The 22,380-nt window shown below is 69.7% G+C and carries 17 protein-coding genes and 2 pseudogenes; 11 read left to right on the forward strand and 8 right to left on the reverse strand.

The window, feature by feature from the left end; all coding sequences use genetic code 11:
• Positions 1-15: 15 nt before the first annotated feature.
• Positions 16-2,061: an NB-ARC domain-containing protein gene (locus tag BJF85_RS04995; RefSeq protein ID WP_075845967.1), complete on the forward strand. Its 2,046-nt coding sequence runs from the start codon at positions 16-18 to the stop codon at positions 2,059-2,061.
• Here BJF85_RS04995 and BJF85_RS28680 read toward each other — a convergent pair.
• The 4 genes from BJF85_RS28680 to BJF85_RS05020 all read right to left on the reverse strand — a co-directional run bounded on the left by BJF85_RS28680 (position 2,030) and on the right by BJF85_RS05020 (position 5,177).
• Positions 2,030-2,920, reverse strand: a complete 891-nt coding sequence (locus BJF85_RS28680) for a hypothetical protein (RefSeq protein WP_139320467.1) — start codon at positions 2,918-2,920, stop codon at positions 2,030-2,032. The two genes, BJF85_RS04995 and BJF85_RS28680, sit on opposite strands and share 32 nt — an antisense overlap.
• Positions 2,921-3,731: 811 nt before the next feature.
• On the reverse strand, positions 3,732-4,073 hold the full coding sequence (locus tag BJF85_RS05010) for a hypothetical protein (RefSeq protein ID WP_075845970.1): 342 nt from the start codon (positions 4,071-4,073) through the stop codon (positions 3,732-3,734).
• A 157-nt stretch (positions 4,074-4,230) separates the two neighbouring features.
• The gene (locus BJF85_RS05015; RefSeq protein WP_075845971.1) at positions 4,231-4,521 is read right to left on the reverse strand and encodes a helix-turn-helix domain-containing protein; all 291 of its coding nucleotides are present in this window, start codon (positions 4,519-4,521) and stop codon (positions 4,231-4,233) included.
• Positions 4,518-5,177: a hypothetical protein gene (locus BJF85_RS05020; RefSeq protein ID WP_075845972.1), complete on the reverse strand. Its 660-nt coding sequence runs from the start codon at positions 5,175-5,177 to the stop codon at positions 4,518-4,520. Before BJF85_RS05020 ends, BJF85_RS05015 begins: the two co-directional genes overlap by 4 nt.
• A 676-nt stretch (positions 5,178-5,853) precedes the next feature.
• Here BJF85_RS05020 and BJF85_RS27105 point away from each other — a divergent pair.
• Positions 5,854-6,189 carry a hypothetical protein gene (locus tag BJF85_RS27105; RefSeq protein WP_139320468.1) on the forward strand — a complete coding sequence of 112 codons (336 nt, stop codon included), beginning with the start codon at positions 5,854-5,856 and terminating at the stop codon, positions 6,187-6,189.
• Between the two features lie 10 nt (positions 6,190-6,199).
• On the opposite strand, the gene catA is transcribed toward BJF85_RS27105, so the two are convergent.
• From catA to BJF85_RS29630, 3 genes and pseudogenes are all read right to left on the reverse strand, one after another.
• Positions 6,200-7,066 (reverse strand): catechol 1,2-dioxygenase, encoded by an 867-nt coding sequence (catA, locus tag BJF85_RS05030; RefSeq protein ID WP_075845974.1) that lies wholly within the window; start codon positions 7,064-7,066, stop codon positions 6,200-6,202.
• Positions 7,067-7,133: 67 nt separating this feature from the next.
• Entirely contained in the window at positions 7,134-8,237 is a 1,104-nt protein-coding gene (locus BJF85_RS05035; RefSeq protein WP_075845975.1) for a mandelate racemase/muconate lactonizing enzyme family protein, read from the reverse strand.
• Positions 8,234-9,192: pseudogene (locus tag BJF85_RS29630) on the reverse strand (LysR family transcriptional regulator). The gene BJF85_RS05035 and the pseudogene BJF85_RS29630 overlap by 4 nt, the downstream one beginning before the upstream one ends.
• A gap of 221 nt (positions 9,193-9,413) precedes the next feature.
• On the opposite strand from BJF85_RS29630, the gene benA reads away from it, so the two are divergent.
• From benA to BJF85_RS05065, 6 genes and pseudogenes are all read left to right on the forward strand, one after another.
• Entirely contained in the window at positions 9,414-10,775 is a 1,362-nt protein-coding gene (gene benA / locus BJF85_RS05045) for a benzoate 1,2-dioxygenase large subunit (protein WP_075845976.1), read from the forward strand.
• An 85-nt stretch (positions 10,776-10,860) separates the two neighbouring features.
• Positions 10,861-11,400 (forward strand): benzoate 1,2-dioxygenase small subunit, encoded by a 540-nt coding sequence (benB, locus tag BJF85_RS05050; RefSeq protein WP_075845977.1) that lies wholly within the window; start codon positions 10,861-10,863, stop codon positions 11,398-11,400.
• Positions 11,401-11,697: 297 nt separating this feature from the next.
• Positions 11,698-12,237: pseudogene (locus BJF85_RS29635) on the forward strand (2Fe-2S iron-sulfur cluster-binding protein); the annotation flags it as partial.
• A gap of 220 nt (positions 12,238-12,457) precedes the next feature.
• Entirely contained in the window at positions 12,458-13,990 is a 1,533-nt protein-coding gene (gene benD / locus BJF85_RS30880; protein ID WP_304442306.1) for a benzoate diol dehydrogenase BenD, read from the forward strand.
• A 59-nt stretch (positions 13,991-14,049) separates the two neighbouring features.
• The gene (locus BJF85_RS05060) at positions 14,050-15,456 is read left to right on the forward strand and encodes an aromatic acid/H+ symport family MFS transporter (protein ID WP_083665942.1); all 1,407 of its coding nucleotides are present in this window, start codon (positions 14,050-14,052) and stop codon (positions 15,454-15,456) included.
• A gap of 59 nt (positions 15,457-15,515) precedes the next feature.
• Positions 15,516-18,236 carry a LuxR family transcriptional regulator gene (locus BJF85_RS05065; RefSeq protein ID WP_075845978.1) on the forward strand — a complete coding sequence of 907 codons (2,721 nt, stop codon included), beginning with the start codon at positions 15,516-15,518 and terminating at the stop codon, positions 18,234-18,236.
• A gap of 12 nt (positions 18,237-18,248) precedes the next feature.
• Here the strand turns inward: BJF85_RS05065 and BJF85_RS05070 are convergent, their stop codons facing one another.
• On the reverse strand, positions 18,249-18,527 hold the full coding sequence (locus BJF85_RS05070; RefSeq protein WP_075845994.1) for a DUF2631 domain-containing protein: 279 nt from the start codon (positions 18,525-18,527) through the stop codon (positions 18,249-18,251).
• A gap of 92 nt (positions 18,528-18,619) precedes the next feature.
• Here BJF85_RS05070 and dxr point away from each other — a divergent pair, with 92 nt between their 5' ends.
• From dxr to ispG, 3 genes are all read left to right on the forward strand, one after another.
• Positions 18,620-19,840, forward strand: a complete 1,221-nt coding sequence (gene dxr, locus BJF85_RS05075) for a 1-deoxy-D-xylulose-5-phosphate reductoisomerase (RefSeq protein WP_255375393.1) — start codon at positions 18,620-18,622, stop codon at positions 19,838-19,840.
• 3 nt (positions 19,841-19,843) lie between these two features.
• Positions 19,844-21,067, forward strand: a complete 1,224-nt coding sequence (locus BJF85_RS05080) for an RIP metalloprotease (RefSeq protein ID WP_075845979.1) — start codon at positions 19,844-19,846, stop codon at positions 21,065-21,067.
• 148 nt (positions 21,068-21,215) lie between these two features.
• The gene (ispG, locus tag BJF85_RS05085) at positions 21,216-22,367 is read left to right on the forward strand and encodes a flavodoxin-dependent (E)-4-hydroxy-3-methylbut-2-enyl-diphosphate synthase (protein WP_075845980.1); all 1,152 of its coding nucleotides are present in this window, start codon (positions 21,216-21,218) and stop codon (positions 22,365-22,367) included.
• The last annotated feature ends 13 nt before the right edge of the window (positions 22,368-22,380 follow it).

Consider the following 22,380-nt stretch of genomic DNA (forward strand, 5'->3'; position numbering starts at 1 on the left):
GGAGATGGGGGTCTCATGACCGGCTTCAGCAACACATTCCACGGCGATGTCGAGAAGGCCGTTCAGATCGGTGCTGTCCACGTGCACGCCGGGGAATCAGCTCCGATTCCGCCGCCGTGGCAGGTGCCGGCGGAACTGCCGCACTACACCAATCACCATGGGCCGCGGGCCGACTTGGCCGCCGTTCTGGCGCCGGCCGACTGCGACGGCGCGCCGCGCGTGGGCGTCGTCGTCGGTTCGCCGGGAATCGGCAAGAGCGCGCTGGCGACGCAGGTGGCCAACGACGTCGGGAGACGGTTCCCGGACGGCGTTTTCGTTGCTCAGCTCGGGGTCGCCGACGACGAGCGGCTCGGTGAGCAGTTGCGCGAATGGCTCGAGCGGACCACGGCAGCGCGGGAGCCGATCCCGGCCTCGCTGACCGGGCGGAAGAACCTGTGGTTGTCGTGGACACACGGCAAAAGCGTGCTCGTCGTGATCGACGATGTCGTGACGACGGCACAGATCGAGGCGTTGCGGCCGGCCAACGGCCGTTCGGCCGTCGTGGCGGTGGGCGCGCAGGCGCTGCTGGGGCTCGCCGCGGACAGGGAGGTCACCGTGGGGAAACTGGACGGTGCTGCGGCCACGGAGCTGCTCGCGAAGTTGGCACCCGGGTCGGACCTGAGGTCGGACGCGGAGGCGTTGGCGACGGTGCTGCGGCGATGTGACGGGTCCGCCGCGGCGTTGAACATCGCAGGATCCCTGCTGGGGGAGATGTCGCTGAGCCGCCTCGCCAGGAAGCTCGCCGACCCCGAGCGTGGCTGGGCCGGCATGCGCCAGGTGTTCGACACCGCGTACAACCGGTTCGAGGACGACGTGGTTCGGCGGTGTTATCGCCTGTTCGGCATTCACCCGTCCGGCGCCGGCGTGACGTCGGAGGCCGTTGCCGCCGTCCTCGACGTCCACGTCGACGACGCCGACGATGCACTGCGCGCGCTCAAGCGGGCGGCGCTGGTGACCGAGATCGCCGACGACCGATACGAGCTTGCATCGCGGGAACTCATGGCGGCACACGCCGCCGGTCTCCTCGACGACGAGGAGCGAGACATCCGCACGGCCGATCTCGTGCGGTATTACACACGACACGCCATGGCGTGCGCACGGGCATGGATGCCGAAGCGCACGTGGCCCGAAAACCTGTGGGGCGACGATCTACCGGCGCCACTCGACGATGCCGACGTCGCGCGGGAGTGGCTGCGGACCGAACGGCGGACCCTCCGCGCCGTCGCCGACCTTGCGTACCGCCTCGGTAGCCACGACGTGGTGTGCCGCATGGCGATCGCGTTGTGGCCGCTGCACGACAAGGACAAGTACACCTACGACCAGGTGGCCGTGGGGGAGATCGCCGCCGCTGCCGCCGACGAACTGGCGTTTCCGGTGGCCGCGTCGATCCTCCGCCAGCAGTGGGCGTTCGGGCTACGTGACCTCGGCAGGTTCGACGATGCGGCCGACCTGCTGGTGACCGCGATCCGGAACGCGGAGCAGACCGAATCGGACGAGGCGCTCAACAGCGGGAAGGAAGCCCTCGGACTGCTACGGAGGGCTCAGGGCCGCATCGAACCGGCGCGGCAACTGCTCGACGAGAACTACGTGTACGCAAAGGACAAGGCCGAACCGGAGCGGTTGGCGTTGGCGACGTTCCACCACGCCACCGTGCTTGCGGACATCGACCAGGCACTGGAACTGCTCGGCGAGGCTCGGGCGTACTTCGCGGCGAAACCGGACCCGGACAATGTGTTGAAGGTCGACCTGTGGTGCGCGAAGCGCCGGATCGAGAAGGCCGATGCCGAAGCGTTGGCGGAGGCCGAGACAGGGCTGCAGGATGTCGTCACGCGGGCGAAAGACGCCGGCCCGCAGGACATCCTCGTCGAGGCCTACGCCGCTCTCGCGGACCTCGCGCAGGTTCGCGGCGACGCGGGCATCGCACACCGGCGCCTGACGAATGCACTGGAGATCGCCGAGCGCTGCGGATTCGCCCGCCTGCACAGCGACCTCACGGATCGGCTGGCTCGAGTGTCGCCCTGATGTCCCGGGCACCGCTGCGCACCGTCACCGTCGCGGGCAGTTCGGCGAGTTTGCGGTCGTCGGCCAACCATGCGCGCAGCGCAGGCGCGAGGAGCGCGCCGTCGGAGGCCGGTGCGGGGACGCGGATCCGCTGACCGTCGACGCCAGCGATCAGCCAGCCGCGCCGGTCGCGTGCGGCGGCCAGCTGACAGCCCGGCAATGCGGCGAGTGTCGCCGTCGTCCAGGATTCCGCGTCGGCGACCGCGTGGTGCACGATCACGTCGGCCAACGGCAGGTGCTCGGTACGGGGGTTCGCGGCGTCGACCACGAGGCAGGAATCCCGCCGGTCGGTCGACGGCGACCGGAGGGAGCCGGAAGGGCGGCGTTCGAGAGCGAACGTCGCGGGGTCTGTCGATTCGATCGTGGCACGGACGAACGTGGTGCGGGGGTCGGACAGCGCCACCGCCGGTGCGGGAACGGGCCGGTCCTCGGGCGCGGTCGTCGGTGGTGAGAGCCCGAGCAGGTCGTACACGGTGGCGCGGAACCGCCGAACGAATTGCCCGGGGCGTGACGTGGCCAGCGTGGTGACGGCGCCATGGGTACCGGGCCGGTGGGTGCGGACCGTGTCGGCGACGCGGTCCGCCGGGTCGTCTGCGGGGTCGATACGCGGAGCGGTGCGCAGCAGTGCGGCGATGGGGGAGGCGGGGTCGACCGCGTCGCCGGCGCGCTGGCCAGTAGGACCGGTATGTCCTGGGACGCCGCGTAGAAAGTGGTGGAGCCGTGATCTCCGACGACGAGGCTCGAGGCGAGGGTCGCGGGCATCCAGTGATCGCCGTCGGGAAGGACGAGAATCCCGTCGCGGCGGCAGTCGTCGAGCCACATTCGCACCTGCCACGGCGAGTGGCCTGCGGCGATGTTGGGATGCAGCGACAAGGCGATGCGGTACTCGTCGAGCGGGAGCCGGCGCGCGAGTTCGAGAGCCAGGTCGGGCCGCCGGCCGTAGAGCGAGTCGGGCCCCCACGTGGATGTCACGAGGACGAGGTGCTGGCCGGGGGCGAGTCCGAATGCCTGCCGGTAGGTCTCGCGCAGCGGTGTGCTCGCGCGCAGCCGGTCGATGCACGGATCGCCGAGGATCCGGGCCGCCGGTGCAGCTTCGGGGCACGCTGCGTGCAGCCGGTCGAGTTGCTCCGGGTGCGACAACCCGATGACGGCCGGCACGACGTTCCCGTCATGCAACAGCCACGGCTCCGACAAACCGAAAACCGGTTTCCCGGTTTCCCGGTTTCCCGGTTTCCCGGTTTCCCGGTTTCCCGGTTTCCCGGTTTCCCGGTTTCCCGGTTTCAAGTATTTATTGTAGCCCAATCCGTGGGGGATGGTGACGATCGGCGCGGATATCTCGTGGAGATTCTCGCCGTAGCTGGCGGAGATGGCGAGGTCGAACTCGGTGTGTGTGGCATGCTCCCAAGGCACCGGTTCGATGCCGTGGCTGCGCAGGTGTTCGTCCGTGCCGGCGGTGAAGGGGCTCGACCGCGGGCAGGTGAACGAGAGCTGCACTCGGGCATCGCGTGCGATGTCGGGCAGTACGTCGAGGAGGCGCGTGGCGGCGGTGACGTTGTGGACGACGACCAGAATTCGTGCGGTCGGGTTCGCCGTGGTCCAACCGGGCGGCGGACCCGGGTGATTCGCAGAGGTCACAGGCGAAGGTCGCCGTGGACGGTGTCGATATAGGCGTTCTTGCCGACGGGCCCGTTGAACTGGTTGTTGAACATTCCTCCGCTGACGTTCTGGGTGTTCACCTGCTGCCACTCCGCGTGCAGTTGTTTCGCGAACTCGGGGTCCTGTTTGCCCGCCTCTTCGAGTCGTTCGGCGAGGCGGGTGATGCGCTCCTGGTCCTCGGGTTGATCACTGGCAGCGTCGAGTTCGGCGAGTGCCTTGTCGTCGCCGGAGAACTTGGTGCGGACCAGCTCCCACAGGCTGGTGCTGGCCTTGCCGGCGAGTGCGGCGGCGATCGACACGAGAATCGGCTCGGGCATCTGTCGTACCTCCTGTGCGGGTCCGGACCTCGGTCGAATGTAACAGGAGGGCCTACGGCGATGCTTCCGCTCGACGCCCGGCTCCTGGCGGCACGTCTCGGCCCCCGGCGCGCAGGCGCAGGCGCCGGGGGCCGAGACGTGGCCGGTGATCAGCAGGTCATGCCATCCGGGGAGCCGGATAGGAGCCTGCGGCATCGTCGATGGCACGGTTTACGTCTGCCATGTCGACCTTTCCGCCATCGACGCCCAATACCTGCATCAGCGCAGCCGTGGGAATGCGATAGCGCCACCCGGGTCGGAAGATGAGACACGGAAAGCAGCCGCGTTTCGCAAGCCGGTAGGCGGTATTGACACAGATGCCCAGCGCGCATGCGGCGGTGTGCATGTCCACGGTCGCAGGCAGGTTGAACAATTCGGGGAACGTCAGGTCGGTCCCGCGCTTGATCATGCGGCGTCCCCGCTTCCGGTGTCGTGGCGATGGTTCAAGCGAGCGGCAAGGCCGTAGTGCTGGGCCAGTTCACCCAAGCGTTCCCCGTGGACCGCGCGGAGCGTGGCTGCGGTGCTACGTGGTCGCCGACCGGCCAGAGCGGGAATGTCGAATTGTGGGTCTGGAATGACCGGCCGTGCCTGCGTCAGGTCGATATTCTCGACGGGCCTCTCTCGGTAGAGATGGGCGTTGGCATTGCGGACCTTCGTGTAGATGGACCACTTCAGTCGCGTCCCTATCGCACGGTTGTCGAGTTTCATTGCGCGGGTCTCCTGAAGGAAGGCGAGGATCGCCTCGGAGCGGAGGTCTTCGAGGTCTCCTCCCCAGTGGCGATAGAGCCGCGTAGCGGTCCACTTCAAGGTCGGGATGGCTGCCCAGATTGCAACGGGATGCCACAGGCCCGGGTCGCGTCGGGCGCGACTGATGATCGCCCGCCACGCTGCGTCCCGCACGGACAGGTGTGTCGACAGGTCGCGGACGGCGCTGCGGGCATCTGCGGCGAGGATGTGTTGCCGGGGAAGGGAAAGCTCGCAGGAGCGGGCGGGGACGAGAACCTCGTCCCCGCATCCGGGTTGTACGGGCGTGGTGTCGTAGTAGCTGAAGATCGACCTTGTCATGACGTCTCCCAACGAAGGGGTGGGGATGGGTTGGCGGTGGCTGGCTGCAACCCCCGTGCATCCATAGAGACGCCACGAGAATGCGGAAAAGTGCGAGGTTTCACCCGAATGTTGTAGCCGTAAGACAAAACCGTACGGCTGTCCGTCGATCATTCCGTGCAGTTGATCTTTGCCGATCTTGATCAGTGCCCGCTCACTGTTCACATGATGTAGTGAAGGTGTCGTCTGGTGTCTTTTGTGTCACGCCTTTTCGTCGTCTTGTATCCCCGACCCATGGAGGTGGCAATGCCATGTCGGCATCAGTGCTCGGAATTATTCAAGAGAAATTCCACGAACTTGCCAAGGTCATCGAACCGATCACCCTGCCCCCGCTATGTCCCGGCCAGCCGCCCACGCCGCGGGCTCTTCCGGTTGTCCGCGGTGTGTTGTTCGCGGCGGACACCGGCGATTCTGCCAAGGACGTCATCTGGCGAGAGCTTGTGCGGCGCGCGCGTCACGAGCCGGATCCCTGGTCGATCGTGGCCGCGGGCATGTTGCTGCCGAGGTTGCGGCAGCTGTCGAGCTCAGCGGCGCGCAGTTGTGTCGGGGACATGGTCGACATCGAGGCAGAGACCGTGCTGGGGCTCTACCTCGGTCTTGAGGCGATCGACCTCGCCGCCCCGAACGTGCAGCGACGTTGTTCAGGCTGGTGCAACGCCATGTGGAGCAGACCTGTCGCCGGGAACGGCGCATCGCGAACCGATGCGTTCTCGGATTCGTCGATGCGCCGCAGCCGGTCACCGCACCGGGGGCGGGAAACCCGGACCTCGTCCTCGCCGAAGCGGTCGTATCGGACGCGATCACGCAGACCCAAGCGAACCTCCTGGCCGATGTGCACCTCGTACATGTGACGCAGCAGGACGCGGCCCGGCGCCGGGGTTGGACCAGATACGGCTTCCGGCGCGAGCTATCCCGTGCACGACGAGCCGTGACGACCTTTCTGCGCGAGGACTACGTTCGTCAGGCTGCGTGATCTGGCCGTGTCAGCCGCGCACCGGGTCGAGGACGAAGCCGTAGTCGACGGTCTCGGTTCCGTCGCCGGTCGGCTTCGGGTCGAGGATCAGTTCCGGCTTGACGGCCGAGGCGATGTCGTCGTCGTTGTGTTCGTCGCCGGGGAAGTACAGCTGAGCGGTGAGCAGCTCGTGGCCGGGCGCGGAGACCTTGACGTGGATGTGCGCGGGCCGCCACGCGTGCCACCCGGCCGCGGCGATCAGCTTGCCGCACGCCCCGTCGGTCGGGATCTGGTACGGCGCGGGCCGGATCGTGGTGATCTCGAACCGCCCTCCGTCTCCGACCGAGAACGTGCCGCGCAGATTCCACTGCGGCTGGCTCGGCTCGAACTGGCTGTAGTAGCCGTCGTCGTCGGCGTGCCACACCTCGACGACGGCGTTCTCGAGCGGCGTGCCGTCGGTGGCGGTCACCGTGCCCGTCCACCTCAGGGGCGTGCCCTGCTCGTCGTCGCGCATCGGGATCGTGCCGACGCCGTTCTCGGCGCACTCGGGTGCGTCCGGCACGTAGTACGGACCCTCGATGGTGCCCTTGCTGCCCTCGCGGTGGTCGGTGGCGACCTCCTCGACGACGTGCTCGACCCACACGTCCAGGAACAACGGCCACTCGCCGTCCTGGCCGACCTGGATCAGCCACGCCTTCAGCGCGTTGTACTCGGCGTAGGTGACCTGTTCCTCGCGGATCGTGTCGTGGATGGCGCCGAGCACCCGCTTGGCCAGGGCATCGACCCGGGCGGGCGGGGTGTCGCGGACCGCGTCGAAGGGGCTCTTGTCGCTGGCGAAGTGCGCCGTCGCGTTGGCGCCCGCGGCCGCGGCCGTCGCCTCGGTGGGGATGGTGGTCATGAGAATCCTCCTTGATTCCGGGGTCAGCTCGGGGGTCGTGCGGGTGGGTTCGTGTGGTCGGTCGTGGTCAGCCGTCCTGGCGGTAGTGAGCGAGCTTGTCGGGGTCGATGTCGACGCCGTGGCCCGCGCCCGGGCGGATGGTCAGTTCGCCGCCGGTGATCTGCAGCGGTTCGGTCAGCAGGTCGTCGCTCATGTCGAGGAAGTTGGACAGCTCGCCCGCGCGCCGCGACGTGCGGGCGAACGCCGCTCCGAACGCGACGGTGCACATCGACCCGAGCTGGCCGTCGATCTGGTTGCCCATCACGACCTCCAGTCCGAGTCCCTCGGCGAGGTGGTGTGCGCGCTGGGCGAGGGTGAATCCGCTGCGCGCCACCTTGATGTTGATGGCCGTGGCCGAGCCGCCGAGAATCTCGCGGGTCACGTCGGCCGAGGTGACCGCCGACTCGTCGGCGATGAACGGAACGTCCACTTGAGACACGAGCCAGCGCCGGCCGAGTACGTCGTCGGCGGGGCACAGTTCCTCGGCGAACAGCAGGTCCAGATCGGACATCTGGCGCATCGCCACGGCCGATTCGGCCGCCGTCCAGCCGCGGTTGCCGTCGACGTAGAGCTCGACGTCCGGGCCGAGCGCCTCGCGCAGCGCCCGCACCACGGCGGTGTCGAGCGAGACGGGACGGCGGCCGACCTTCACCTTGAACGTCGTGATGCCGTAGGTGTCCCGCATCCGTTCGGCCTCGGCGACCATCGCCGCGGGCTCGTCGAAGCCGAGCATGTGCGACACGCGCATGCGGTCGGTGTAGCCGCCGAGCAGTTCGGTGACGCTCGTGTCGAGGGTGCGGCCGAGGGCGTCCCACACGGCCATGTCGACGGCCGCCTTCGCCGCCGGATTCCCGACGGTGCGGTGCATCCGCGCGTGCATCGTCTCGCGTTCGACGAGCCGCAGGCCGGTCAGTTGCGGGGCGAAGATCTCGTCGATCACCGTGACGATGCCGGTGCGGGTCTCGCCGTAGGTGAACGGGCGCGGCGGTGCCTCGGCGACGCCGACGATGCCGTCGTCGGTGTGTACCCGCACCAGGACGTGCTCGGCCGCGTGCACCTCGCCCGAGGCGAACAGCAACGGTTTGCGATACGGAATGGAGAACGGGATCGCCTCGATCCGCGTGATCTTCATGGACTCACCTCGGGGGTCGACGGGGTCGGGTCGCCGGTCCGGTCTGCATCGGGGCCCTGGTCGGGGCCGGTGTCGGGGTCGGTGAGGGCGGGTTCGAGGACGTCGACGACCGAGCGCACGAGGGGAGAGTCGTTGCCGGCGTGCCAGGCCAGGGCCAGCTCGACGCTGCCGGCATCGGTCAGGTCGCGCAGCACCACGCCCGCCAGCGGCAGGGCCCGCGCGGACGTCGGCACCACCGCCACGCCCAGACCGCCGGCGACCAGCGACAACAACACCGCGGTGCCGGCCGCCTGGTGCTCGCGCTGCGGGGTGAAGCCCGCGTTCTCGCAGCTGCGGGTCACCGCGTCGTTGACCACGGAGTCCTTGCTCGCGTAACCGATGAACGACTCGGCCCGCAGATCGCCCATCGACACGACCGGCTCGGCGGCCAGCCGGTGGTCGGCGGGCACAGCGAGGATGAGTGGTTCGGTGTCGATGACGCGCAGCTCGATGTCGGCGCCGCGCGCCGGCGGGCGCAGCGCGCCGATGTCCAGATCGCCGGAACGCAGCAGATCGCACTGGCCCGGGGTCAGCAGGTCGGCGTTGACGTCGAGGGCGACCTCGGGCAGCCGGCGTTGCAGGGTCCGCGCGATCCGGGGCAGGTGCGAGAACGCGGCCGTGCCGGTGAAACCGATGCGCAGCAGGCCGAGTCGGCCGCCCGCGATCTGCCGCACCCCGTGTACGCCGTCGGCCAGCGTGTCCAGGACCGGTGGGCCTCGGCGAGGAAGAACTCGCCCGCCGGAGTCAGGCTCACCTGACGGGTCGTCCTGGCGAACAGGGTCGCGCCGAGCTCGGCCTCGAGCTGCCGGACGGCGTGCGACAACGCCGGCTGGGCCAGCCGCAGGCGCTGCGCCGCACGGCCGAAATGACAGGTCTCGGCCACGGCCACGAAGTACCGGAGGTGCCGTAACTCCACTCCGCGCACCTCCCTCACATCACTCGGCATCGGGTGAGATCTCACGGTAGGTACTCGGATTGATCCAGAACAAGGACATGTTCGATACCGATTGATCGCCCACATCGATCAATGACCCCCTGGGCCAGGACTGGGCATTTACCTGGTTTGCCTCGTTCGCGGCGCTGTCACAGTCATGGCACCCGCCGATCAGAGCCGATCAGCCGGCCGAGGAGGACTCCATGACCGAGACCCTGGATCACGTGTCGGCCGTTCTCGCCGACGCCGTCGTCGAAGACCGCGAAACCGGTGTTTACCGCGCCAACCGCCGGATCTTCACCGACGAGGAGATCTTCGAACTCGAGATGAAGCACATCTTCGAGGGCAACTGGATCTACCTGGCCCACGAGAGTCAGCTCCCGAACCCCGGGGACTACTTCACGACCTACATCGGGCGCCAGCCCGTCGTGATCACCCGCGACTCCGGTGGCGAGCTGCACTGCCTGATCAACGCGTGCGCCCACCGCGGGGCGATGCTGTGCCGGCGCAAGACCGACAACCGGCCCACGCTGACCTGCCCCTTCCACGGGTGGACGTTCCGCAACGACGGCACGCTGCTGAAGGTCAAGGACCCCGACGGCGCCGGGTACCCCGAGTCGTTCAACACCAACGGCTCCCACAACCTCACCAAGGTCGCCCGGTTCGACTCCTACCGCGGGTTCCTGTTCGGCAGCCTCAACGCCGACGTGCTCGACCTGGCCGACCACCTCGGCGACACCACGAAGGTCATCGACATGCTCGTCGACCAGTCGCCCGACGGACTCGAGGTGCTGCGCGGCGCGTCCACCTACACCTTCGACGGCAACTGGAAGGTGCAGGCCGAGAACGGCGCCGACGGCTACCACGTCACCGCCACCCACTGGAACTACGCGGCGACCACGTCCCGGCGCAACACCGGCGAGTCGAAGAACGACACCAAGACCCTCGACGCCGGCAGCTGGGGCAAGTCCGGCGGCGGCTACTGGTCCTACCCCTACGGACACCTGTGCCTGTGGACCTGGGCCGGCAACCCGCAGGACCGTCCACTGTGGCCGCGGATGGAGGAACTGAAGGAGAAGTTCGGCGAGGCCAAGGGCGAGTTCATGGTCAAGGGCTCCCGCAACCTGTGCCTGTACCCCAACGTCTACCTGATGGACCAGTTCTCCACGCAGATCCGGCACTTCCGCCCGATCGCACCCGACAAGACCGAGGTCACCATCTACTGCATCGCCCCCAAGGGCGAGAGCGACGAATCGCGGGCCTGGCGCATCCGCCAGTACGAGGACTTCTTCAACGCCACCGGTATGGCCACCCCCGACGACCTCGAGGAATTCCGCTCCTGTCAGCTCACCTTCCGCGCCGAGGCCGCGCCCTGGAACGACATGAGCCGCGGCGCAGAACACTGGCTGGGCGGTCCCGACGAGGTCGCCACCGCACTCGACATGCCCGGCGTGATCTCCGCAGGCCAACGCAACGAGGACGAAGGTCTCTACCCCGTCCAACACGGCTACTGGGCCGAGACCATGCGCGCCGCCGTGCAGGCCGAGGCCGCCAAACGCGGCTGAACCCGCCGCAGCCCACAGCCCGGCGCCCGCCGTCCCGGCACACGCCAACTCCGTACGTGCCATCTCAGTACAAGGGAGTCCCGAGATGACCGCCACCGCCGAACCCACCACCGGCACCCACCCGGCACCCACCAAACACATCACCCAGAACGACCTCGAACAATTCCTCTACCGCGAGGCCCGCTACCTCGACGACCGAGAATTCGAGAAATGGCTCGAATGCTACGCCGACGACGTCGTTTTCTGGATGCCCTGCTGGGACGACAACGACCGCCTCACCGAAGACCCCAGGCGCGAAATGTCCCTCATCTACTACCCCAACAAGGGCGGGCTCGAGGACCGCGTCTTCCGCATCCGCACCGAACGCTCCAGCGCCACCTCGCTCCCCGAGCCACGCACCAGCCACAACATCAGCAACGTCGAAGTCATCGAACGCCGCGGCGACCTGCTCGACGTGCGGTTCAACTGGCACACCATGTACTTTCGCTACCACACCGTCGATCCCTACTACGGCACCTCCTTCTACACCGTCGACTTCTCCGGAGACAGTCCTTTGATTCGACGGAAGACTGTAGTTTTGAAGAATGATTACATCCACCATGTCGTGGACGTTTACCACATTTGATGGATGGTTGACGGTCCGTCGCGGTCGGTGCGGGTAGCGGAACCTCAGCGGACCCCTGACTGCGGGATCCCCCCCCCCTCACGAATTCCCGCCCGCCAGCCCGACCACCACCCCTCATGGACGCGCATTCGCGCGGCTGTGTTGTAGCTCCTCGTCGGCGCTGTCCTCGTCAGGGGCCCGCTGAGAACCCGCGGCGGTGCCGGCTGGCGGGCGTGCTGTTCGGTTGTTGACGTAGGGGACCGGTAGGCAGTTCGGGGGCCGTTGGGCTGGGCTGGTCTAGTTTTTTAGGAGAATGTTGTGAGTTATCGAGTTGCTTTGGCTTTTGAGGACGGGGTTACTCGGTTCATCGAGTGTGCGCCCGAGCAGACCATCGCCGACGCGTCCTACCGGCAGCGCATCAACATTCCCCTCGACTGTCGCGACGGGGCCTGCGGCACCTGCAAGGCGTTCTGCGAATCCGGCACCGTCGTCGGCGACGACTACCTCGACGACGCCCTCAGCGACGACGAAGCCGCCCAGGGCTACGTCCTGCCCTGCAGCATGTCACCCGCCTCCGACGTCGTCCTGCGGATCGCGATGACCTCCGACGCCGCCAAAACCGGGGCCGCCGAGTTCACCGCGACCATCACGGCGCTCGACCGGCTCTCACCCAGCACCATGGCGCTCACCATCGACCTCCCGCAGCGCGCCGACCTGACCTTCCTGCCCGGGCAGTACGTCAACCTCGCCGTACCCGGCACCGACGAGACCCGGTCGTACTCGTTCAGCAACGGACCCGACGACACCTCGCTGACGTTCCTGATGAAACTCGCACCCGGCGGCGTCATGTCCGACCACCTCACCGGTGCTGCCGCCGTCGGCGACCAGCTGACCTTCACCGGGCCGCACGGCACGTTCTTCCTGCGCGACAACGACCGCCCGATGCTGCTGCTCGCCGGCGCACCGGACTCGCGCCCATCCTGTCGATCCTGCGCACCATGGCGGCCACCGGATCGACCAGGCCCGTGCACCTCGTCTACGGCGCCACCACCGACGCGACGTCGTCGAACTCGACACCATCGGCAAACTCGCCGCCGAACTCCCCCAACTCACCTGGGACCACGTCGTCGCCGACCCGGCGAGCACCGCGCCCAACAAGGGCTACGTGATGAGCCTGATCGGCGACCGACACCTGCACGACGGCAACGTCGAGGTCTACCTGTGCGGACCGCCGCCGATGGTCGACGCCGTCCGCGCCCACTTCGCAGACCGCGGCATCACGCCCGCCGCCATCCACTACGAGAAGTTCGCCGTCGCCGCCGCGCCCGACGACGCGCTTGCCGACGACGCCCTACCGGACGACGCTCCTGGGGACGGGCCCGGGAACGTGCTGCCCGAGGGCGCCGCGGTGAAGCCGGCCGAGGAGGCCACAATGGACAGTGCGGACAACGGAGTCCACGGAGTCCACGGAGTCCGGGACGCCCTCGGTGGAGCCCGCGCTGTTCATGGCGTGGACTCCACCGAGGAGCGGCTGCGCGAACTGGTCGGCATCGGCATCGGTGAGGGACGGGCCGTCGCCGGACAGGTCATGTTCGACCCCGGCACGGCCGCACCGCTCGGCACGGGCCACGGCGCCGTCGACCCCGTCGCCGAACAGGTCGCCGTGCGGTCCGTGGCGGGACAGGAGATGTTCGCCGCCCCGGCCGGTCCGACGCCCACAACGGACAGGACCGACGCAGCCGCCGGGGCCTCCGCCGCGTCGAGCAGCGAGACCGTACCGGAGCCGCGCCGGGCGGGGGAGCGCAGCGCGCCGCGGCCGGCGTTCGTGTCGCCGGGCCGGTTCGCGGGCAAGGTCGTCGTGGTCACCGGGGCCGCGCAGGGCATCGGCGAGCACACCGCGCGGCGGATCGGCGCCGAGGGCGGGACGGTGGTGTTGGCCGACCGCTCGCCCCTGGTCACCGAGGTCGCCGACGACGTCACCGGGGCAGGCGGCACGGCCGAGCCGGTGCTGGCCGATCTGGAGACCTACGCCGGTGCGCAGGCGGTGATCGACCGAGCCGTCGAGGCGTTCGGGCGGATCGACGTCCTGATCAACAACGTCGGCGGGGCGATGTGGTTCAAACCCTTCACCGAGTTCACCCCGGAGCAGATCCAGGCGGAGATCACCCGTTCGCTGATGACGACGCTGTGGTCGTGCCGGGCGGCGTTGCCCGCGTTGACGGCCGACGGCGGCGGCACGATCGTCAACGTCTCGTCGGTGGCGACGCGTGGGATCCACCGCATTCCGTACTCCGCGGCGAAGGGCGGGATCAACGCGATCACCGAGTCGCTGGCGATGGAATGCGCCGACGCCGGGGTGCGGGTCGTCGCGGCGGCGCCCGGCGGTACGGACGCCCCGCCCCGGCGCATCCCGCGCGGCGGCGACGTGCCGCAGACCGACCGCGAGAAGTCCTGGTTCCGGGCCCACATCGATCAGACCGTCGCCTCGTCCCTGCTGAAACGCTACGGAACGCTCGACGAGCAGGCCGCCGTGATCGCCTTCCTGGCCTCCGACGAGGCCGCGTACATGACCGGAACGGTGGTTCCCGTCGGCGGCGGCGACCAGGGCTGACCGCCCGCGCCGAGCCCACCCACAGATTTCCCCTTGTTCCCATCTCCCGGGAGGCAGTCATGTCCGATCACGTTGAGGTGAAACGCCGACGTACCGTGTTCTGGGTGGTTGCCCTCTCGGCGATCACGCTCACCTTCGACGGCTACGACCTCGTCATCTACGGCGCCATCCTGCCCTCGCTGCTCGCCGATCCCGGTCACCTGGGTGCGATCAGTCCCGAACAGGGCGGCGCGCTCGGCAGCTACGCGCTGGTGGGTGTGCTCGTGGGCGCGTTGTTGGCGGGCACGTTCGGCGACATCATCGGCAGGCGGCGGGTGATGCTGTTCAACCTCGCCTGGTTCTCGCTGGGCATGGCGTTCACCGCGATGACGACCAGCGTCATGATGTTCGGCCTCGGCCGGTTCCTCACCGGCATCGGCGTCGGCGCGCTCGTGGGGACGGTCGGTGCGGTCGTCGCCGAGTTCGCGCCGAAGGAGAAACGCAACCGGCTCAACGCGATTGTCTACAGTGGAATCCCGGCGGGCGGTGTGCTGGCCTCGTTGCTGGCGATCTGGCTCAACGACCTCATCGGCTGGCGCGGCCTGTTCCTGATCGGCGCGCTGCCGATCGTGACCCTCCTGCCGCTGGCGATGGTGAAGCTGCCCGAATCGGCGCAGTGGCTCGCCTCGCGCGGCCGGCACGAGGAGGCGCGGATCGTCGCGGAGCGCACGGGCGTGACCCTGGCCCCGGAGCCGGACACGGCGGGCGGCCGCGTCGGATTCCCCGCGCTGGCAACGAAGCCCTTCGCCTGGCCCACGTTCCTGCTCGGCATGATGAGCTTCGCGGGCCTGCTGCTGACCTACGGACTCAACACGTGGCTGCCGCAGATCATGGTCGAGAACGGCTACGGCGAGAGCTACTCGCTGATGTTCCTGTTGGTGCTCAACGGCGGCGCGATCGTCGGTGGTCTGCTCGCGTCGGCGTGGGCCGACCGGATCGGGGCGAAACCGGTGGTCGGCACGACGTTCGTGCTGGCCGCGATCACCCTGGCACTGCTACCGCTCAACCTGCCGCTCGCGGTGCTCCTCGCCGCCGTGGCCGTCGCGGGTGTCGGCACGATCGGCACGCAGGTCCTGATCTACGGACTGGTGTCGAACTACTACCCGACGCGGGCGCGCGGCGCCGGTGTGGCGTGGTGCGCCGGATTCGGGCGCCTCGGCGGCATCGTCGGTCCGCTCGTCGGTGGTCTGCTAGTGGGCGCGGGCCTGGCCGGACTGACGGCGTTCTACTTCTTCGCCGCCGTCGCCGTGGTCGCCGCGCTCGTCACGATGCTCGTGCCGCCGCGCTCCGACGGCGAGCCCACGGCGGGTGGGGCACCCACGGTGGGTTCGGAGGAACCCGGAACCGGTCAGCCGGCCGGCTCGACCGAGCCGGCCGCTGCCGAGGCCGGCGAACCACGGTCGGTGGTCACCGGCCGCCAGGGGTGACGAGGACCGGCAGAAACGGAAGGCCTGGTCAGCGCGGTCCCGGCCGGTACAGTGCGGGTGTGAGCGACGATGCCCCCGCACTGGCCGGCCGGGGCCGCGCGTCGGCGACGCTCGAACGGGTCCGGGACCGGGTCGCGTCCGGCGGGGCCGAACTCGCGCTCGTGACGGGGGAGCGGGGCGCGGGCAAGACCGCGCTCGTCCAGGCCTTCGCCGCGCGGCATTCGGGACCGGTGCACCGGGCGGCGGGCGCCGCATGGGAACGCGACCTCGCCTACGGCGTCGTCGACCAACTGTTGCGGCAGCGGCTGTCGGCCGAGGGCCCCGCGACCCGGCAGGTCGCCGCGCGGCTCGCGGACGTCGTCACCGGGCCCGAGGTGACCCTGATGATCGTCGACAACGCGCAGTGGGCCGACGAGGAGTCGTTGCGCGCGCTCGTGTCGGCCGTGCGCCACCACCCCGACGCGCCCCTGCTGGTCGTCGCGATCGCGCGGACGATGGATCGGGACGTGCTGCGGCACGCCACGACGACGGTCGTGCCGCTGCGCGCGCTCGACGTCCACGAGGTGGCCGAACTGGCGGCCGCACGCGGCACCCCGCTGTCCCGTGCCATGGCCGAACAGCTCACCCGGCACACCTCCGGTGTCCCGCTGCACGTCATGGACCTGCTGGCCGAGGTGCCGGGGGACACGTGGCGCCGGTTCGACCCGCGCCTGCCCGCCCCGGCGTCGATGCGCGCCTGGGTGGGCCGGGCGCGGGCGGCGTGCTCCGAACCCGCCCGCAGGCTCGTCGACGCCGCGGCGGTCCTCGGTCCCGGCACGACGGTGCGGGAGGTGGCGATGCTCGCCGGCTTCGGCGCCACCGAGAACAGCACCACCGGGGACGGCGGGGACAGCACCGGGGGTCCGGCGGCGCTGCTCGCGGTGGCCGACGAGGCGTGCGCGAGCGGACTGGTGCGGACGGGTCCGCGCGGCCTCACCGAACTCGGCCCGGCCGGTCCGATGGTGCGGGAGGCGGTGCTGGACGAACTCGGGCACGCGGCGGCCGCGGACCTGCGGCGCCGGGCGGCCGAGCTGGTCGACGACCCGGTGTGCCGGGCCCGCCTGCTGGTCGCCGCGACGCCGGTCCCGGACGCCGCCCTCGCCGACCGGCTCGACGCTCTGGCGGGCGAGCACGCCGAGGAGGGCGCATGGAGCATCGCGGCGTCGCTGCTGAGCGATGCGGGTCGGCTCACCGAGGACCGGCCGACGCGCGAACGGCGGATGACCAGGGCGGTCGACGCACTCATCGGCGCGGGTGACGCGCTCGGCGCGGGCGCGCTCGTCCCCGAGATCGAGGGACTGCGGGAGACGCCGCTGCGTAATGCCGTGCTGGGCTACCTCGCCGTCGTGCGGGGCAGGCCCGCCGAGGCGGAGGCCCGGTTGGCACGCGCCTGGCACCTGGTCAACGTCGACCGCGAGCCCGAGGTCGCGGCCGTGATCTGCCAGCGCTACGTGCTGCACTACCTGTGCCGGTGCCGACCCGAGGAGCTCGTGCTGTGGGCCGATCGCGCGTTCGCGCTGGCGGGTGAGCACGACCCGGCGTCGGTGGAGGCGGCGGCGATCCGCGGACTCGGCGTCGCGGGCACCGGCCGTGTCGAGGAGGCCGTCCGTGAGTACGCCGAACTGGCCGAACGGGTGCCATCGGGGGCTCAGTGGCAGCGGATCGTCATGGGCCGCGGGTGGCTCGACCTGGGCCGCGACGCCCTCGACGACGCGCGCGCCGACCTCGAGCTCGGCGTGCCGACGACCGTGCTCGGCGGGTCCACACGGGTCTCGCTGTGGGCGCGCGGCTGGCTCGCGCGGGCGCAGTTCCTCGCCGGGGACTGGGACGAGGCGCTGCGGACCGTCGAGGCCGCCCAGGACGTGCTCGACCGCAGCGGGATCGCCGTCACCGGGCCGTTGCTGTCGTGGTCGGCGGTCGCCGTGCACGCGCTCCGCGGGGAGTGGGACGCCGCGGACGAGGCGCTGCGCCGGGTGGACTCCGGACCGCGGGACTACGAGATCATGCAGGTGCCCTCGTGCCTGGCGCACGCGTTGGTCGCCGAGGTCAAGGCGGATGCGGCCGGGGTGCTGCGGGCGCTGCGGCCGTTGACGCGGTGGTCGGAGCAGTCGTCGATCGGAACCGAACCGGGCCGGTGGCCGTGGGCCGACACGTACGCACACGCCCTGGTGGCCTCCGGCAACCTCGACGAGGCCGACACGTTCCTGCGCCCGCACGAGAAGACGGCCGCCGACAGCGGCTCGACGTCGGCCAGGGCGCGGCTACGGGCCGCGCGTGGCCGGTTGGAGGCTGCCCGCGGGGAACTGGCCGCGGCGCGGACCGCGTTCGGCGAGGCCCTCGACCTGCTGGAGGGACTGCCGCTGCGCTACGACCGGGCGCGCATCGACTTCGTCCACGGACAGGTGCTGCGCAGGGCCGGGAAACGCAAGGAGGCCGACGAGGCGCTCACCTGCGCGCGCGAGGCGTTCGCCGCGCTCGGCGCGGTGACCTACGTCGAACGGTGCGACCGGGAGACCAAGGCCGGGGGAGTCCGCGCGCAGCGCGCCGAACGCGACCCCGCCGCCCTGACCCCGCAGGAACAGGCCGTGTCCCGCCTCGTCGCGCAGGGCATGACGAACCGGGAGGTCGCCGCCGAGCTGTACCTGTCGACGAAGACCGTGCAGTTCCACCTGACCCGCGTCTACGCCAAGCTCGGACTCCGCTCCCGGTCCGAGCTCGCCGCCCGCTTCACCGACGAGTGAGCGGACCGGTGCTCAGCGGCGCCAGGCGTTGCGGCGGTTCCAGATGTCGTAGATCAGACCGCAGGCGATGGTGACCGCGAAGCCGATCAGGTAGAGGTCCTCGGTACGGCTCTCGTGGGGGCCGATCAGCATGACCAGCATCGCGAAGACGAAGAACCAGCCGACGCCCTGCCGGACCTTCGGGAACGTGCCGTGCCAGCCCCATTCGGCGGACGGCTCCTCGTGGGGGTCGACCCCGTTCGGGCGCTTCACCTCGGAACCGGTGCGTTCCTCGACCGCGTTGCCAGCCACGTTCACTCCTCACGTGCTCAGCCAGTGCTCGCCGACGATGATCCCATACGCCTGCCGTACGGCCGTCGTCAGGAGTCGGAGAGAATGGCCACGTGACCAACCCACGCAGCGTGCTCATCCTCGGGTCCACCGGGTCGATCGGGACCCAGGCGCTGGACATCGCCGCCCGTAATCCGGACCTTTTCCGCGTCGCGGGCATCGCCGCCGGCGGCTCCGATCCCAAGGTGCTCGCCGCCCAGGCGCTCGACCACCGGGTGGGCTCGGTCGCCGTGACGAGAGCGACATCGGTCGAGGACCTCCAGCTCGCCCTCTACGCCGAGGCGCAGAAACGCGGCTACGCCCAGGGCGAGTTCCGGTTGCCGCGCATCCTGGCCGGCGCCGACGCCGTCACCGAGCTGATCGCGGCCGAGCCGGTCGACGTCGTCCTCAACGGCCTGCCCGGCTCGCAGGGCCTGTTGCCGACGCTCGCCGCCCTCGAGACCGGCGCCGGGCTCGCCCTGGCCAACAAGGAATCGCTCATCGCCGGCGGCCCCCTCGTGCTGGCTGCGGCGGCGCCGGGCCAGATCGTGCCCGTCGACTCCGAGCACTCCGCCATGGCCCAGGCGCTGCGCGCGGGCCGCGAGGTCGACGTCGAGCGACTCGTGCTCACCGCCTCGGGCGGCCCGTTCCGCGGGCGCACCCGCGAGCAGATGGCCGACGTCACGGTCGCCGACGCCATGGCGCATCCCACGTGGGCCATGGGCCCGTTGATCACCATCAACTCGGCCACCCTGGTCAACAAGGGACTCGAGCTCATCGAGGCGCACCTGCTGTTCGACATCCCCTGCGAATGCATCGACGTCACCGTGCACCCGCAGTCGATCGTGCACTCGATGGTGACCTTCACCGACGGCTCGACGATCGCCCAGGCCAGCCCGCCCGACATGCGCCTGCCCATCGCACTGGCGCTGAACTGGCCCGACCGCGTTCCCGGCGCCTCCCCGGCCTGCCGCTGGGACGAGGCCGCGCAGTGGACGTTCGAACCGCTCGACGACCAGGCGTTCCCCGCGGTCGAACTGGCCCGGGAGGCCGGCGCCGTCGGCGGCTGCCTGCCCGCGGTGTTCAACGCAGCCAACGAGGAGCTGGTCGGAGCCTTCCTGGCCGGCAACACCGGCTTCACGTCCATCGTGGACACTGTGAGTGCGGTGGTCGCCGCGGCGGACGAGTGGCGCCGCGAGCCCCGCGACGTCGACGACGTCTTCGCCGCTGAGGAGTGGGCGCGCACCCGCGCCCGCGAGGTCGGGGGACCGATGAACGGTACGGGAGGGAAGTAGCGCGTGCTCGTCTACATCCTGGGGGTCGCGCTCTTCGCGCTCGGCATCTGCGTCTCGGTGGCCCTGCACGAGGCCGGGCACATGGTGGCGGCCAAGGCCTTCGGCATGAAGGTGCGCCGCTACTTCGTCGGCTTCGGCCCGACGATCTTCTCGTTCCGCAAGGGCGAGACCGAGTACGGCATGAAGTGGCTGCCGTTCGGCGGCTTCTGCGACATCGCCGGCATGACCGCGCTCGACGAGACCACCGAGGACGAGCGCCCCCGTGCGATGTACCGGTACAAGACGTGGAAGCGCACGGTCGTCATGGTGGCCGGCTCGTTCACGCACTTCGTCCTGGGCTTCTTCATCCTGTATCTGATGGCGTTCTCGATGGGCCTGCCGAACATGTTCGGCACCCCCGAGGTGTCGCAGGTCTCCAACTGCGTCCAGGACGCGCGCACCAACCAGGAGTACACCGACCCGACGTGCCAGCCCGGCGCGCCCGCGCCCGCGCGCGACGGCGGCATCCAGCACGGCGACGTCATCATGTCGGTCAACGGCCAGGAGACCGCCACCTACACCGACGTGGTCGCGGCCGTCGAGAACCTCTCCGGCCCGACGCAGTTCGAGGTCCAGCGCGGCGGTGAGATCGTCCCGTTGACCGTCGACGTCGAGCAGGTCACCCGGCCCGTCTCCGATCCGGACAATCCGGAACAGACCCGGCTCGTCGAGATCGGCTCCATCGGCGTCACGTTCGCCAACCGCTGGGACTACACGGCCGTCAGCGCCGTCGGCGGCACCCTGACCTTCACCGGCGACCTGATGGTCGAAACCGGCAAACGGCTGATCGAGCTGCCCCAGCGCGTGCCGGCCGTCGTCGAGTCGATCTTCGGCGCCGAACGCGACCCGAACACGCCGGTCAGCGTCGTCGGCGCCAGCCGGATCGGCGGCGAGGCCGTGCAGCAGGGCCTGTGGGAGCTGTTCCTGTTCCTGCTGGCCAGCCTGAACTTCTTCGTCGGCATCTTCAACCTGCTGCCGCTGCTGCCGTTGGACGGCGGGCACATCGCCGTCGTCTGGTACGAGAAGGTGCGCGACTGGTTCAGGAAGCTGCGCGGCAAGGCCGCGGGCGGTCCCGTCGACTACACGAAACTCAACTCCGTGACGATGGTCATCGTCGTCATAGGCGGCGCGTTCGTGCTGCTCACCATCACCGCCGACATCGTCAACCCCATCCGCATCACGCAATAGCGCCGCAGCCCCGCATCCGGGGGACGAGTGTGTCCGGTCACGGCGGCCGGGCCGGGGTTCGCTCCGGTCCGCTCGGCGGAGCCGGTCACCCGTCCGGGAGTATCGTGGGGACGAACGCGCTGGCATCTTCACGTTTGCAGAGGAATCGATGACCGTCGACCTTGGTCTGCCCGCAACACCGCCCCCCGTACTGGCCGAGCGCCGCCCGACCCGGCAACTGCAGGTCGGATCCGTCGGGGTCGGCAGCGAGTCCCCGATCTCCGTCCAGTCGATGACCACCACGAACACCGCGGACATCAACTCCACGCTGCAGCAGATCGCCGAGCTCACCGCCTCGGGCTGCGACATCGTCCGCGTCGCCTGTCCCAGTGCCGACGACGCCGAGGCGCTGCCCGCGATCGCCCAGAAGTCGAAGATCCCCGTGATCGCCGACATCCACTTCCAGCCCAAGTACGTGTTCGCCGCGATCGAGGCGGGCTGCGCCGGGGTACGCGTCAACCCGGGCAACATCCGCAAGTTCGACGATCAGGTCAAGGAGATCGCGCAGGCCGCGCGCGACCACGGCACCCCGATCCGCATCGGCGTCAACGCCGGCTCCCTCGACAAGCGGATCATGGACAAGCACGGCAAGGCCACGCCCGAGGCGCTCGCCGAATCGGCGCTGTGGGAGGCGTCGCTGTTCGCCGAACACGACTTCCACGACCTGAAGATCTCCGTCAAGCACAACGACCCCGTCGTCATGGTGCGCGCCTACGAGATCCTCGCCGAACAGTGCGACTACCCGCTGCACCTCGGCGTCACCGAGGCCGGACCGGCGTTCCAGGGCACGATCAAGTCGGCCGTGGCGTTCGGCGCGCTGCTGCGCCAGGGCATCGGCGACACCATCCGCGTGTCGCTGTCCGCGCCACCGGTCGAGGAGATCAAGGTCGGCACGCAGATCCTGCAGTCGTTGAACCTGCGTCCGCGCAAGCTCGAGATCGTCTCCTGCCCGTCGTGCGGACGCGCACAGGTCGACGTCTACAAGCTCGCCGACGAGGTCACCGCCGGCCTGGAGGGCATGGAGGTGCCGCTGCGCGTGGCCGTCATGGGCTGCGTCGTCAACGGTCCCGGCGAGGCGCGCGAGGCCGACCTCGGCGTCGCCTCCGGCAACGGCAAGGGGCAGATCTTCGTCAAGGGCGAGGTCATCAAGACCGTGCCCGAGGCGCAGATCGTCGAGACGCTCATCGAGGAGGCCATGCGCATCGCCGAGGAGAACGGCGACGTCGACGGCTCCGGCGAACCGGTCGTCACGGTGGGCTGACATGCACCGGCGC

It is taken from the genome of Saccharomonospora sp. CUA-673, assembly GCF_001942305.1.
Lineage (GTDB): Bacteria > Actinomycetota > Actinomycetes > Mycobacteriales > Pseudonocardiaceae > Prauserella.

What these genes read in the sequence shown, in the direction of transcription:
- BJF85_RS04995 (WP_075845967.1), top strand. Translation starts at nt 16, where the DNA reads ATGACCGGCTTCAGCAACACATTCCACGGCGATGTCGAGAAGGCCGTT.
- BJF85_RS05010 (WP_075845970.1), bottom strand. Translation starts at nt 4,073, where the DNA reads ATGCCCGAGCCGATTCTCGTGTCGATCGCCGCCGCACTCGCCGGCAAG.
- BJF85_RS05015 (WP_075845971.1), bottom strand. Translation starts at nt 4,521, where the DNA reads ATGATCAAGCGCGGGACCGACCTGACGTTCCCCGAATTGTTCAACCTG.
- BJF85_RS05020 (WP_075845972.1), bottom strand. Translation starts at nt 5,177, where the DNA reads ATGACAAGGTCGATCTTCAGCTACTACGACACCACGCCCGTACAACCC.
- catA (WP_075845974.1), bottom strand. Translation starts at nt 7,066, where the DNA reads ATGACCACCATCCCCACCGAGGCGACGGCCGCGGCCGCGGGCGCCAAC.
- BJF85_RS05035 (WP_075845975.1), bottom strand. Translation starts at nt 8,237, where the DNA reads ATGAAGATCACGCGGATCGAGGCGATCCCGTTCTCCATTCCGTATCGC.
- benA (WP_075845976.1), top strand. Translation starts at nt 9,414, where the DNA reads ATGACCGAGACCCTGGATCACGTGTCGGCCGTTCTCGCCGACGCCGTC.
- benB (WP_075845977.1), top strand. Translation starts at nt 10,861, where the DNA reads ATGACCGCCACCGCCGAACCCACCACCGGCACCCACCCGGCACCCACC.
- BJF85_RS05060 (WP_083665942.1), top strand. Translation starts at nt 14,050, where the DNA reads ATGTCCGATCACGTTGAGGTGAAACGCCGACGTACCGTGTTCTGGGTG.
- ispG (WP_075845980.1), top strand. Translation starts at nt 21,216, where the DNA reads ATGACCGTCGACCTTGGTCTGCCCGCAACACCGCCCCCCGTACTGGCC.